Origin of the sequence: Maribacter luteocoastalis, assembly GCF_048890225.1 — a bacterium.
GTDB lineage: Bacteria > Bacteroidota > Bacteroidia > Flavobacteriales > Flavobacteriaceae > Maribacter > Maribacter luteocoastalis.
The window spans coordinates 975632-989901 of record NZ_JBMFZG010000001.1; the positions used below are offsets into that span (position 1 = coordinate 975632).

The 14270-nt window shown below is 36.7% G+C and carries 14 protein-coding genes; all 14 read right to left on the bottom strand.

The window, feature by feature from the left end; all coding sequences use genetic code 11:
• Positions 1-7: 7 nt before the first annotated feature.
• Positions 8-1468, bottom strand: coding sequence for a lipopolysaccharide biosynthesis protein (locus tag ACOCEA_RS04295; protein WP_420754964.1), 1461 nt, complete (start codon positions 1466-1468; stop codon positions 8-10).
• Positions 1469-1615: 147 nt separating this feature from the next.
• Positions 1616-2836, bottom strand: a complete 1221-nt coding sequence (locus ACOCEA_RS04300) for a TCR/Tet family MFS transporter (protein WP_420754965.1) — start codon at positions 2834-2836, stop codon at positions 1616-1618.
• 105 nt (positions 2837-2941) lie between these two features.
• Positions 2942-3802 (bottom strand): ATP synthase F1 subunit gamma, encoded by an 861-nt coding sequence (gene atpG / locus ACOCEA_RS04305; RefSeq protein WP_420754966.1) that lies wholly within the window; start codon positions 3800-3802, stop codon positions 2942-2944.
• A gap of 85 nt (positions 3803-3887) precedes the next feature.
• On the bottom strand, positions 3888-5468 hold the full coding sequence (gene atpA, locus ACOCEA_RS04310; RefSeq protein WP_420754967.1) for a F0F1 ATP synthase subunit alpha: 1581 nt from the start codon (positions 5466-5468) through the stop codon (positions 3888-3890).
• Between the two features lie 68 nt (positions 5469-5536).
• Complete coding sequence (atpH, locus tag ACOCEA_RS04315; protein ID WP_420754968.1) at positions 5537-6076, bottom strand: ATP synthase F1 subunit delta; 540 nt, start codon at positions 6074-6076, stop codon at positions 5537-5539.
• A 6-nt stretch (positions 6077-6082) separates the two neighbouring features.
• Positions 6083-6583: a F0F1 ATP synthase subunit B gene (locus ACOCEA_RS04320; protein WP_420754969.1), complete on the bottom strand. Its 501-nt coding sequence runs from the start codon at positions 6581-6583 to the stop codon at positions 6083-6085.
• An 87-nt stretch (positions 6584-6670) separates the two neighbouring features.
• On the bottom strand, positions 6671-6859 hold the full coding sequence (atpE, locus tag ACOCEA_RS04325) for an ATP synthase F0 subunit C (protein WP_013993139.1): 189 nt from the start codon (positions 6857-6859) through the stop codon (positions 6671-6673).
• Between the two features lie 38 nt (positions 6860-6897).
• Entirely contained in the window at positions 6898-8079 is a 1182-nt protein-coding gene (gene atpB / locus ACOCEA_RS04330; RefSeq protein WP_420754970.1) for a F0F1 ATP synthase subunit A, read from the bottom strand.
• Positions 8080-8168: 89 nt separating this feature from the next.
• The gene (locus ACOCEA_RS04335; RefSeq protein ID WP_420754971.1) at positions 8169-8561 is read right to left on the bottom strand and encodes a DUF6168 family protein; all 393 of its coding nucleotides are present in this window, start codon (positions 8559-8561) and stop codon (positions 8169-8171) included.
• A 5-nt stretch (positions 8562-8566) separates the two neighbouring features.
• On the bottom strand, positions 8567-8791 hold the full coding sequence (locus ACOCEA_RS04340) for an AtpZ/AtpI family protein (RefSeq protein ID WP_420754972.1): 225 nt from the start codon (positions 8789-8791) through the stop codon (positions 8567-8569).
• On the bottom strand, positions 8766-9212 hold the full coding sequence (locus ACOCEA_RS04345) for a bactofilin family protein (protein ID WP_420754973.1): 447 nt from the start codon (positions 9210-9212) through the stop codon (positions 8766-8768). The genes ACOCEA_RS04340 and ACOCEA_RS04345 overlap by 26 nt, the downstream gene beginning before the upstream one ends.
• 3 nt (positions 9213-9215) lie before the next feature.
• Entirely contained in the window at positions 9216-11726 is a 2511-nt protein-coding gene (porW, locus tag ACOCEA_RS04350) for a type IX secretion system periplasmic lipoprotein PorW/SprE (protein WP_420755035.1), read from the bottom strand.
• Between the two features lie 358 nt (positions 11727-12084).
• Positions 12085-12780, bottom strand: a complete 696-nt coding sequence (locus ACOCEA_RS04355) for an ABC transporter ATP-binding protein (protein WP_420754974.1) — start codon at positions 12778-12780, stop codon at positions 12085-12087.
• Positions 12781-12795: 15 nt separating this feature from the next.
• Entirely contained in the window at positions 12796-14265 is a 1470-nt protein-coding gene (locus ACOCEA_RS04360) for a DUF5687 family protein (protein ID WP_420754975.1), read from the bottom strand.
• Between the last annotated feature and the right edge of the window lie 5 nt (positions 14266-14270).

Sequence of the window (14270 nt, forward strand, 5' to 3'; positions counted from 1 at the left end):
GATATAGTTATTTCCTAATAAATACTTTTCTTAGGTTCTCTACTTCCAATTTATAGACCAAACCAAGGAAAATTAAGAACAATGGTATTCCGACAATTAAATTTCTATCAAAGATATAGAAGGAAAGAATGGAAAACAGTATAGAAATTCCTAAGTAAAATATAATTTTTCTAAAATTATAAGGAATGGGATAGTACATTCTTCCAAAATAAAAAGAAAGTAACATCATCGTACCATACGCCACTAAAGTGGCTGTAGCGGAAGCCATGTATCCAAAATAAGGAATGAATACAAAATTGATGATAATGGTAAGTACCGCACCAATCATAGAAATATATGCCCCGAATTTTGTTCTATCCGTTACCTTGTACCATACCGAAAGATTATGATAAATTCCCAAGAAAAAACTTGCCAGCACAATTATTGGCACAATGGCCATAGCATCCCAATAAGATTCGTTTAGCACTATTACTCTTTTCAGAAAATCCGCAAAAACTACAACACCCAATAGAATAATACTCCCCAATACTACAAAGTAGTTTGTTATCTGTGCATAAGCCTTTTGTGGGTTCTTAGTTTCAGAATGACTGAAGAAAAAAGGCTCAATGCCCATTCGGAAGGCTGTTGCAAACAGCGTCATGAACAAGGCTAGTTTATAACAAGCAGAATATTTTCCCATTTCGCTCTTTGCTATATCCGTAGGCAATAATTCGGTTAATAATATCCTATCAAAAACTTCATTAATTGTAAACGCTATACCGGCTACCATTACAGGCATAGCATAGGCAAGCATACGCTTCCAGAGGCCCTTGTCAAAAGTATAAGGTCTCCTAATATAAATTCGAAGCATTAATAACAAGGTTATACCACTGGCAAATAGATTTGATATTAAAATATAGGAAATCTCAAAATCGGGAACATAAATAGAGTTAAATAAACCTTGCACATCTGTACTCGCCAATTTGGGCAAAAGTATGAGGAAGAAAAGATTAAGTCCCAAGTTGAGCGCTATATTCAAAATTTTCACCAGAGCATAACGCATCGGTTTTTCGTTAGCCCTTAGCCAAGCAAAAGGAACAATAACCAAGGCGTCTAAAACCAAAATGCCAAAAACATAGTTCATATACTTTAGCTCTATGTTTAGAACATCTGCAATTGCTGTTTTAAATAGTATTCCTAGAATAAGAAATAGCAATGACGAACCAGCAATGGACAACAATGATGTAGTTACCACGATTTTTTTGTTTTCGCCTTCTTTATAAAACCTAAAAAATGCGGTTTCCATACCATAGGCCAAAAAAACGTTGAAAATGGCGAAGCAAGAAAATATAAGCGTAATTTCTCCATAATCCTCTGGAGGCATTACGGCAGTATATATAGGCACTAACAGAAATGACAACATCCGTGGCAAGACAGTTGCCAAGCCGTATATCGCTGTTTGCTTAAAAAGTTTTTTGAGTGGATTCAAACTCCTTTTGTTGAAGGTTTAAAAGTACCTAATTACCGTCGTTAAACAAAGTAAGATTTAAAGCGCTTAAAATTAAATTAGGGGTTCTTTTTATTCTATTCAATTCATCCTAGAATTTAGGTCCCTGAAATATTTAAATTTACACAACTAATCTGCTTCTAGACCCATACGCTTCATGGCCGTAAAAGCTAAGGCAAAGGCCATCAATAAAAAAATAGCAGCTAAGGTATAAGGTGCGCCTGGAAAGTAAATAGAGCCTTCTGGCCGTATAAAAAAGTAAAATACCGGAGCAAATATTAATTGTCCTACTATAGCGGTAATACTTACCAAGCCAGTGATAGAGCCCTGCAAATTACCTTGCTCCTTTTCCGATACTTGATTGGAGATGACCCCCTGTACTGTTGGGCCTGCAATACCCCCAAGGGCATAAGGGATTAAAAAGGCATATAACATCCATGGCTCAGTGGCCAGGGAAAAGAAAAACATACCAATGGTCCAAAGCAAGAATCCTACCGATACTACTACTCTCTTGCCAAATTTATTTACGAAATAACCCACTAAAAAGCCTTGAACTATCGCAACCAATAGCCCCACTACCATCAACGATACCCCAATTTCCTTAGGACTCCAATTATAGCGTTCAATACCGTAATAGGACCAAGTAGAAGGTAGTGCCTGGCCAGCCAAATTGGCCAAAAAGAAAGCGAAAATCAGCAGTAGCACACCCTTGTAATTTCTGAGTGCCAATAATGATACGCCAGGAATCATTTTCATTAAAGATATAGGGCGTCTGTTTTCTGGTGCCAGTGATTCAGGTACGAATAGCCACCCAAATAAGAAATTAGCAAACGTTAATCCGGCAGCTATATAGAACGGTAGTCTTATATTTATTTCACCAAAAAAACCCCCTATACCAGGTCCTATAATAAACCCTAATCCAAAGGCAGCTCCAATTAACCCAAAGTTTTTTGCCTTATTCTCTTTTGTACTAACATCAGCAATATATGCGGATGCTACCGTAAAACTAGCTCCCGTAATTCCTGCTAAGAAACGCCCTAAAAACAACCAAGTTATTGTAGGTGCCCAAGCATGTATAAGGTAATCTATACTAAGGCCTAACAATGCTATTAATAAAATTGGACGTCTACCATACTTGTCTGAAATTTCACCAAGTACAGGGGAAAATAAAAACTGCATACCAGCAAAGGCGGTAGTCAGCCACATACCATAAATGATTGCCATATGGTTTCCTTCGCCGGTAAGTTCCATTATTAACTCTGGGATTATGGGAAGGATGATACCAATACCTATAACATCTACCAATATGGTAATAAAAATAAAAAGTAAAGCAGTTTTGTTTGATTTCATTCGTGCAACAAAAGTCGGTTAAAAATTGGTGTTGAACATTTTAAAATAAAAAAACCCTACACGTTTGTAGGGTCTATTTTAATACTATTTTGTAAAATGTAATCTTTAATTATTCAACGCTTCCGCACCACCAACAATTTCTAAAATTTCATTGGTAATGGCAGCCTGTCTTGCTTTGTTATAAGTCAGCTTTAATTGGTCACGCATCTCTTTTGCATTATCAGTAGCTTTATGCATCGCTGTCATACGCGCACCATGCTCACTGGCAAAAGAATCTCTAATCCCTTTATACAATTGTGTTTTTAAGGATTTAGGTATCAATTGCTCTATAATTTCAACTTTAGAAGGCTCAAAAGTATAATCAGCACTAACATTTTCCTCCCCTTTAATAGGTACAATAGGCAAAAACTGCTCCGTAATTATAATCTGTGTGGCTGCATTCTTAAACTTATTGTAAACGATATCAATACAATCATAAGTACCCTTGGTGAATAGCTCCATTAAACCCTCTGCTATTTCAGCAACATTGTCAAATGTCAGGTCATCAAAAACTCCACTATGGTTGGCTATAACATTATATCTTTTTTCAAGGAAATCATTTGCCTTTTTACCAATCGCTACAAAATCTACCTGCTTGCCTGCATAAACATTCTCTGCAAGATTGGTGCTTTGCTTAAGAATATTGGTGTTAAACGCCCCACACAAACCTCGGTTAGAAGTTATTGCAACAACCAAAACCTTATTTACCGTTCTGTCATCGGCAAATTTACTCCCGGCATCACCTTCTATACTTGCGCTTAAACCCTGTAATAGTTCCGTAAGTTTATCGGCATAAGGCCTCATGGCAGTAATGGCATCCTGCGCTTTTTTCAACTTAGCGGCAGAAACCATTTTCATGGCACTGGTTATCTGCATTGTTGAAGAAACCGATGCTATCCTGTTACGTATTTCCTTTAAATTGGCCATTTTATTCAGTATTTAGTAAGCAGTAAAAAGTATCAAGTTATTATCATACCTTGTACTTACTTACTACTTAGCACTCTGTACTTATTTAACTCTTATATTTCGCAGAAAGGTCCTTACAAACAGATGCTAAAGTATCTGTAACCTCATCTGTAAGTTTTCCAGCTTTTAAGGTATCCAAAACATCCCTGTGCTTTGCATTTAAGAATTCTAAATAATCACGCTCAAATTCCTTTACTTTTTCAACTGGCACATCCCTTAACAGGTTCTTGGAACCGGCATAGATAATGGCAATCTGATCTTCTACAGTAAAAGGGTCGTTCTGAGCTTGTTTTAGTATCTCAACGTTCCTACGTCCTTTCTCAATGACATTTAATGTTGCCGCATCCAAATCTGAACCGAACTTGGCAAATGCTTCCAATTCACGGAACTGTGCCTGGTCTAACTTTAGTGTACCGGCAACTTTTTTCATTGATTTAATCTGAGCGTTTCCACCAACACGAGATACGGAGATACCCACGTTAATAGCTGGTCTAACACCTTGGTTGAATAAATCCTGCTCCAAGAAAATCTGACCGTCCGTAATAGAGATCACATTGGTTGGAATATAAGCTGATACGTCACCAGCTTGAGTTTCAATAATTGGCAAAGCGGTCAAAGAACCTCCACCTTTCACCATTGGTTTCAACACCTCTGGTAAATCGTTCATATTCTTTGCAATATCATCATCATTGATCACTTTCGCAGCACGTTCCAACAATCTTGAGTGTAGGTAAAATACATCTCCTGGATATGCCTCACGTCCTGGTGGTCTTCTTAACAGCAAGGATACCTCACGGTAAGCAACCGCTTGTTTTGACAAATCATCATAAATAATCAACGCTGGACGACCAGTGTCCCTGAAATATTCACCTATGGAAGCACCTGCAAAAGGGGCATATACCTGCATTGGCGCTGGGTCAGATGCATTGGCAGCAACAATAGTTGTATAGGCCATAGCGCCTTTATCTTCCAATACCTGGGCAATACCAGCTACCGTAGATGCTTTTTGACCTACCGCAACATATATACAATATACAGGTTCACCTGCATCATAAAATTCTTTCTGATTCAAAATGGTATCGATACAAACAGTAGTCTTACCTGTTTGACGGTCACCAATCACAAGCTCCCTTTGTCCCCTACCAACCGGGATCATAGCGTCAATGGCCTTAATACCAGATTGCATTGGTTCGGTTACCGGTTCCCTATAAATTACACCTGGTGCTTTACGCTCCAATGGCATTTCATAGGTTTTACCAGATATAGGCCCTTTACCGTCTATTGGGTTACCCAATGTGTCAACAACACGACCAACAATTCCTTCACCAACATTAATAGAAGCTATACGTTGTGTTCGTTTTACGGTAGCACCTTCACCAACTGATTTAGAAGGCCCTAAAAGAACCACACCTACGTTATCTTCCTCAAGGTTAAGCACAATACCTTCAAGCCCACCCTCAAACTCTACCAACTCACCATATTGGGCATTGGCCAAACCATATACACGGGCGATACCATCCCCAACTTGCAATACAGTTCCTACTTCGTCCAAAGTAGCGGTAGCATCAAATCCTGATAATTGTTTCTTTAAAATTGCTGATACTTCAGCGGCTTTTACTCCTGCCATTTTTGTTCTTGTTTATGATAATCCCTTCGACTACGCTCAGGGTAAATTTCTTTAAAAACGAAATTTAATTATAGACTATTTGTAAATTCTCTTCTTAAATTATTTAATTTGTTAGCTACACTTGCATCATATTGCAAATCGCCAACCCTTAACACAAATCCACCGATAATACTTTCATCTATCTTGTTCTGAATAGATACTTCATTACCTGTTAACGCGGCAACTTGTTTAAGTACTTTCTTTTCTAAAGCTTCTGTCATTGGAACGGCCGTAGTTACATAAGCTACATCTTTTCCTTTCAACTGCTCGTTAAGGATAATGTATTTGATTGCCACCTCATTCAAAATCGCCACCCTTTTATTATCTACCAACATTGAAATCAAACCTTCTGTGATAGCATGGCTGCCGGTAAAAATTTTAGATAACACGTCTTTTTTGGCCGTACCTGATATAACAGGATTTGCCAATACATCCTTTAACTCTTTGCTGTCGGTTATGGTGCCCACTATAGACCGCATATCTTTCTCAACCCCATCTATCGCCTTATTTTCTACAGCCAAATCTAAAATGGCCTTGGCATAACGTATCGCTGCTCTAGAATTGCTCATGTTTGTTTAATTCAATTTGATATCGCCCAACATTTCATCTACCAACTTCAATTGCCTGTCATTACTAGATAGCTCTTGTTTTATGACTTTCTCCGCAATGGCAACAGAAAGTTCTGCCACTTGGTTTTTGATATCAGCAACCGCAGCTTTTTTCTCGCTTTCTATAGCTGCTTGCGCTTGTTTCAACATTTTATCCCCTTCTACCTTGGCTTGTTCCTTAGAATCGGCAATCATTTTATCCTTGATCTCACGCGCTTCTTTCAACATAGCCTCACGCTCAGCACGCGCTTCCTGCAACATTCTATCATTGTCTGCTTGTAAGTTCTGCATATCTGCCTTTGCTTTTTCAGCAGCAGCCAATGCATCCTGTATCCCAGCTTCCCTTTCGTTCAAAGAATTTAAAATAGGTTTCCAGGCAAATTTCACCAATAAGAAAATTAGACCCAGTAACAGTATGGTCTGAACGATGAACAAACCTGGCGAAAAATCGTTTAATAAAGTTTCCATTTATCTATAATTAAAATATCAATCAATAGTTAAAGAACATTTCCTGCAACCAACCGTTACAGGAAAATGTCTTTGGTTTTTTAGTTCTTATTTTCCTAAGAACAATGCACCGAATGCCAAACCTTCCAAAAGTGCAGCGATAATAATCATCGCAGTTTGAATTTTACCGGTCGCTTCTGGTTGACGTGCAATACCTTCCATTGCCTTACCACCAATTTGACCAAGTCCAATACCTGCTCCGATTACGATTAAACCTGCTCCAATTAAATTGTACATAGTAAACTGATTTATATATTAAATTAAAAAACTCGTTGTTAAATGAAATCCGCCCTTACATCTTCTGCATCTGGAATTTCGTGACCTTCTTCATCATGGTGATGCTCATGGTCATGCTCTGCTACTGCCATACCAATAAACAAGGCAGAAAGCATAGTAAAAATATAGGCCTGTAAAAAGGCAACCAACACCTCAATTAAGGTGATAAAAAATGCCAAAATAAAGGATAGTGCCGTTGCACCGGCCACACCCAAAGTCTCCTTTAAGGTAAACATAATGGCTATTAAGCTCATTACTACAATATGCCCAGCAGATATGTTTGCAAAAAGACGTACCAACAATGAAAATGGCTTAATAATCAATGCTCCTGCCAATTCTATAATAGCCAGCACAGGCTTAACGAATACTGGCACACCTGGCATCCATAAAATATGTTTCCAATAATCTTTATTACCACTAACGGTATAAATAACCAAAGTGAAAATAGCTAAACATGCCGTTACTGCTAATTGTCCTGTCACATTAAAACCAAAAGGAGTTAACCCTAATAAGTTAAGAATCCAGATAAAAAAGAAAACCGTTAGTAGGTATCCAGTAAATTTTCTGTAATGTTTTTCGCCAATATTTGGTCTAGAAATCTCATCACGTACATAAAGCACCAATGGCTCTAATACCCTGCCAAATCCTGTAGGAACACTTTTGTTTTTGTATTGTCTTGCCAATGAAGAAAAAGCCCACAACATAAAAAGGCCCACCAATAATACGCCGAAAACACTTTTTGTAATCGAAAAATCCAAAACTTTATGTGCATTCGCCGCATGATGTTCCTCATCAAACTCAACCGAAGAAGCACCTGCTTTTAATTCATATATTTTACTATGAAGCTTAACAAACTTAGAACCCTTTCTCTCTACAATTACCTCACCATTATCATCATGATGGAATTCTGATGACATAAAAGTTACCAAACCATTGTTGGACCATACCATTACAGGCAAAGGAAATCCTATATGTTTTCTTTCCCCTTCATCATTTGTATATGAAAACAAATGAAAGTCGTGAGAATCTTTGATGTGATGTAAAATATATTCGTTTACCTCTTCCTTGGTGCTAACGGCACCCTCTTGTTTTTCAGTTTCGGATAGTGCAAAACTTTGTAATGAAAAACAAAGTATTATAAGCTGTAATAAGGTTTTAAACGTTTTTGAAACTTGCATCATTAGTTCTTTGTCAAAAATTAAGCTCCTGAAAATTTTGCGCAAAAGTAGTTAATAATAACCTAAACTACGCAATTTTAGAACTTTAAAATTTACAGTTTTTTACTTCGCATTATTTTGGAAATAAAAAATACTTCCAGAAATAAAAAAATAAACACGGGCAGTAAAAGCGAAGCCCTATAAAACTGGGGCATAAGCTTTTCCCCTAAAAGCTGGGGATAGAACAACGCAGCAAAAACCATAATCTTAAAAACCAATACCCCTAGATAGATGAATCCCAATTGTTCAAAAAACCTATCGCTTTTAGAGGCAAATTGAAAAAAAATAACGAGCACTATTGAAAAGACATAATGGAACCAATATGCCTTTTTCAAAATAGGGTTGAACGAAGATTCCGTTTCGGACAAAAGTAAGTCCTGTAGAAAATAAGAAGTCGCGCCCACTAGAGTGAACACGACCATATATAAGAGTACTTTTTTTAACAATTTACCTATTTATTTAAGGCCATTACTTTTTTTATGACCAAGTAGATGGACAAAAATACGGCAAGTAAGGTAATTGTATCTTCTAAAAATGTTTTTTCATATTTATCATCCAGCCAACTTCCTAATAGGTTTCCCAAATAAATTGTGACACCCATTTGTATCGCCAACCCAGATAAACTTGCCGCGGTACGTAATAGATTTGAATTATCTTGTGGCTTTTGCTGACTCATTTTTCATAGAAGGGTTCTCGCCATTAAATCCTGAACCGTTAGAGCTTCCGCCTAAGCCTCCTTTCCCTTTCATACTACAAGAAGCGTTAAAAGTAGCGCCTGGTTCCACCGCTAATTTAGATACTGAAACGGTACCTTCTATTACTGCACTTGCTTTTAAGGAAAGTAAGTCTGACACCAAAAGTTCGCCATTAAAGCTCCCTTCAATATCTGCATTTACACATTCCACTTTACCGTGGATATAGCCATCTTTACCAATAACTACCTTACCTGAAGTCTTTACGTTTCCGTCTAATTTACCATCGATACGAAAATCTGCTTCGGAAATAATATCTCCCTTTATTTTCGTGTTTTTCTCTATTCTGTTTGGTTGGCCTCCGATTTCGTTCATAGTTCTAGGTTTTTGTTTATCTGAAAACATTTTTCATGGTTTTGGGGTTAAAACTGTATTTCTATATTCTTGTAAGTTCTTATGGACTTGAACAACTTTATAGTTGTCCGATAAAATTACAAAATTCTCATGGGCAACACGGTAATCCTTGTTGTTTTTTAGAAGCTCTGCATAGCCCAAGGCAAAATCTTTAGATATAAACCCATGCACCACAACAAACTGCTCTTCTAAATTATAAATATCTTTTGACACCCTATTTTTATAACGAAGGTCCTCAATAGATTTTTCCAAAGTTTCCTTTAATTTCAAGGCCATATCATTGTTACTTCTCCTGAACGGGAAAACCACTTTCCAATTAGAGGTTCCCTTGGAATCTGTTTCTGGAGAAAATTCGGTTGGTTCTAATTTCGGAAGTTGTTCAGCGATCATTTGCTCGGCCATTTTGCCCTCAGGATTATTAGGATATGTTAAGGCTACATAATTTAAGGCTTCTTTAAAATCATTGTACCCCTGTAATCTTCCTATTGCATTTGCCTTTAGCATTTCAAACTTGGGAACTATTGGATCCCCGGTATAACGACTAATATTCTCCTCTGCCCCAGTAATCACCTGCAAAAACTCTTGCTGGGTAAATTTTTTGAAAAGTGCCTCATATTTTTTTTCTGGACTATCTTCATTGCCCGTTAAAACCGCTTGTGGGTTGAGTAAAATTTCAGCATAACGGGAGTCGCGATGATTTGCTATAATATTAGCTTTCATGGACTCTTGTAATGGACTCCCCTCTTCTTCGTATATCTTAAAAAGATTATATTTTGATGGAAGTATCAATCGCTCTTCTGGATTGGATGCCAACACCTGTTCCAATTTATCTGCTGCTAAAAGATTTTCATTAAACTTTTCCTTATAAATAATTCCTAATTGATAATTGGCAAAATTTCTACCTTCCTTTAAGCTATCAATAACAGTAATATCTTTAGGTAATCTATCCATATAAAAATCCAAAGAGAATTTTTCGTCATCACTAATGGCAACATCTGTCTGTCCATTTTGTGCTACTTCTTCAGCAGTTGCTTCCGAAACCGCTGCAATAGTTTTGTTGGACCATCTCCAATCATCTGCCAAGTCCCTATTTCCCCATCTGTTTTTAAACTCGTTCTGGCCGTAACCCAAACTAGTTAAATTATAAAAGTAGAATTTGCCCTTATTTTCTTTACCTCCCTTGCTTTTTGCAAAAGCGGCAAAACCTTCCGTAATTCTATCCTTCTCCTTTTTTTGAGCTTCCTCTTGCGCTTTTTTTAAGTCTGCTATATGATTCTCAAAATAGGCGATCTGATCATCTACAGGAAGTTCATAAACCATAATTACACTATCTGCGTATTGTACTATATCTTCATATTTGATTACATCTTCCAGATTGTCCAGTTTTTTCTTTGTAATCCTATATTTTTTAGTGTTTTCATTTAAATTGGTCAAAACACTATCATAATACGCACCAGCAGCCTTATACTCGTTTTGGTCAAAATTATAGGTTGCCAAATTCTCATAGTTCATGGCGTTTAACTTAGGTTCATTTTGTGTGGCCCTAAGTGATTTATTAAAATACGCCAAAGCCAAACTGTCTGACCCTTGCTTTAGATGGAACTCAGCTATTTGTCTATAAATCTTATCCAAGAACGGCCTATTCTCCCTATTCTCTTCCAAATGAGTTAAATACTCCAGTACTTCCTCTTTGTTTTCTTGGGTAATCTCCTTGTTTTTTAATTTTTGGATTTCAGCGTTGATCATATACACCCTTGGTGATTTTCTATTTAAATCTATCACCTTGTCAAAAGCATAATTAGCACTATCCTTATAACCTAATTGATTATATAATTGTCCTATAATATAATAGTATCTACCCTTCTCTGGATTCTTATTGGAATAGTAGGATGCAATCTTAAGTTCTTGAATAGCTGTATCTGGGGCGTTTAGGTTAATATATGCCTGTGCAATCATGGCCCTTGCGTCAGCATATTCCTGGTCCTTTAACGATTCAAACTTCATTAAGCGCCTAAGGTTCTTAATTGCCAGCTCCTCATTTTCCAACCTTATGTTCACCTTCTCTCGCCAAATACTTGCTTCGTTAAGCTTGTCGCTACTTGTATATTTATTTAAAATGTAATTAAAGGATTCCAGTGCTGGCAAGTATCTTTCATCAAAATAGCGTGCTTTTCCCAATAATAAAAAAGCCTCGTCGGTTTTTGGGTTACGCTCTTCATCCTTTATATCCATACTATGACGTTGGATAGCTTTGGTAGCCTTTTCTTCGGCAATGATAAAGTTTGGGTTATTATTTTCTGAATCTAGTTTAATCTCACCAGAAACTTCTAGGCGCTCTATTGGCAGTATTTCCCAATAATCATCTTGATAATTATCATTGAGCGTGTTCCTTCCTTCTTCAAAGGCAATATTACCATTGTACAAAGTATTGTACTTGGTATTTAGTGCATGCCAATTACGATTTATAAAGGCATCCTTTTTTGTGGAACATGCATTAAAAAGCATTATTGCCAAAAGACCGGATAAAATAAGTTGCTGTTTGAGTTTCAAAATAGACTGTCTACGTATGTATGCATAACTAAAAAACAACCATATTATTATGCAGTTCATCGACAAAGCGTTAATTTATTTTTGTGTGAAAAGCTTAAATTATTAACTAGAAAGATCTATTTAACAAACCAAGAGGTTGGTTTTAGGTAATTAAGCCCGAAAAAATAGGTTGGATTTGTTGCTTTATCGATACTTATTGGAGCCAAATCGATACTCTCTATTCAAAAAACAAATATGGTAAAATTAAAAAACCGACTCGCTGGTCGGTTTTAGGCATTTGATGTAAAAAAGCTTATTTGGGACAAATTATTGCTTATCCAGCAAAAAATGCCTCTAATTCCTTTAAAGTTTCGGTAGAGGTTTGGATGTCTTTTACTACCTCCCCTTTGTTCAAAACCACAATGCGTTCACATACTTCTGTCACATGAATCAGATCATGACTAGAGACAAGAACAGTTACGTTATCCTTTTCGGCCAATTCTTTAATAATACCTTTTAAGCGTATCTGTGTGGTGGGGTCTAGATTGGCAAACGGCTCATCTAATATTACCACTTCAGGGTTGCCTATAAATGAGGCAACAATACCTGCTTTTTTCTGATTTCCCTTGGAAAGGTCCCTCAGATACTTCTTTTGACCTAGTATTTCGCCATGAAAAAAATCTTTAAATTTAGATAGTAATGCGTTAACATCTGCTTTGTTTTGCCCTCTCAAATCGCCAATGAAATAGAAATACTCCTCTGGGGTCAGATAGCCTATCAAAAACGTTTCATCGATAAAGGAAGATGTAAATGGTTTCCAATCCTCACTGGTATTTACTTGTATACCATTATTATCAATATGTCCTGTGGATGGCTGAATCAAATCCAGCAGTAAGCTAAAAAAAGTGGTCTTACCGGCTCCATTGTTTCCCACTAGTCCAAAACTTTGACCTTTGGGAATTTCTAAGCTCTCAATGTTTAAAACGATTTGCTTACCGTATTTCTTGGTTAAATTCTGTGTTTTTATCATTGTAAATAAATATTGTTAGCTATTCTTTTCTTTAAAACCAGCAAGCATGCCATACTTCTTCTTTCTGTATTGCTCCGTAACCTTGTTTAATAGAACATTTCTCAATGCAAAACCTATAATCCCTAAAACCGAAAGCAGAATTACTGCAGCTTCAAATGAAATAAGATAGTAGCATATTGAAAATAAGGCAATAGGAGCGAGTAAAACAGGAACCATGATTAAAAATTGATTGGCACTGGTCCCTTGCATATTTCCAAAAGGACTCTGATCTAATTCTATTCTTTTTTTATTGAAGGAGCCAAAAAATAAAATGACCGGTATATTTATGCCAAGGTTATACAACGCACAGCTTAGGTTAATGGCCAATGCCTCCCAGCCAAAGTAAACATAGGGTATCGTTAGCAAAAACATGCAGACTACACTTACGGATATCAACATAGCCTTTGACTCCAAATACTTACGTAAAGGAATATTTTGGGACATCATCATGCCATAATAACTGCTGTCCCAAGCCGGGATAAACTGACCGAAATTACTTAGGAATATACCCGTCATAAATACCCCTAGAAAGGCTTTCATGGGCATCATTTCTGCATAAATATCCTGTGTGTAGAATATCAATCCGTAAAAAACAAACAATAGCGAAATAAATACCTGGGATTTGGTACGCTTATTACGCCATATCATTTTTAGATCTAATTGTAAATACGGACCCATATCCCCAAATCTTTTAGTCCATGCCAAATCACTAGCATTTGCTTCTACGGTTTTAGTTTTTAAGGTGGCATCCAAGTAAATCTTATTTTGCAAGTAGTTGTAGTTAATATAATATATAAGAAGTGCCAAAACTATTGGCACTAGAACCGTTAAAGGATATGCATATAGTGCATGAAATACCGGTCCAAAAAATGCTTTTGCGGAGAATACTCCAAAATAATCAAGTGCATACAACACCACAATTAATGTCCCTAATGCAATTAAGGCCTTATCATTCTTATTGATAAGAAGATTAATATAGTTTATACCCATAACAATGGCACAAATTGCCAAAAGCCAAAGCAAAACGTTCAATACCGGATACGCGTTAAACAGAAGCACTACACAAAAAGGAACAAAAAAGAATAAGGACAAAAAATTATAGATAGATGCTGCCGATCTTCCTAAAATGTAATGGGTTATGGAGCTTTTCTTCACAGGGGTTGTCAAGAAAGGTTTAATATCCATTACCGGCAATTTCTGCATAAAGTAACGCAAGAACAGCTCTATTAACACCCAATACACAAAATATTGGCTTATCATCCACATTGGGTTTTGGTCTGGAAAAACTTTTCTCAATAAGAAATACATTCCTCCACCAGCTACTGCCAATGAAATTAACATGTAAATCCCGAAAAATATCATGATGATCTTTATGGCCATGCTTTTACCTAGATTGGCAGATCTAAAAAAGGATTTCCACTGTAAGGAAGTAAACGTTTTGAACATAGGGT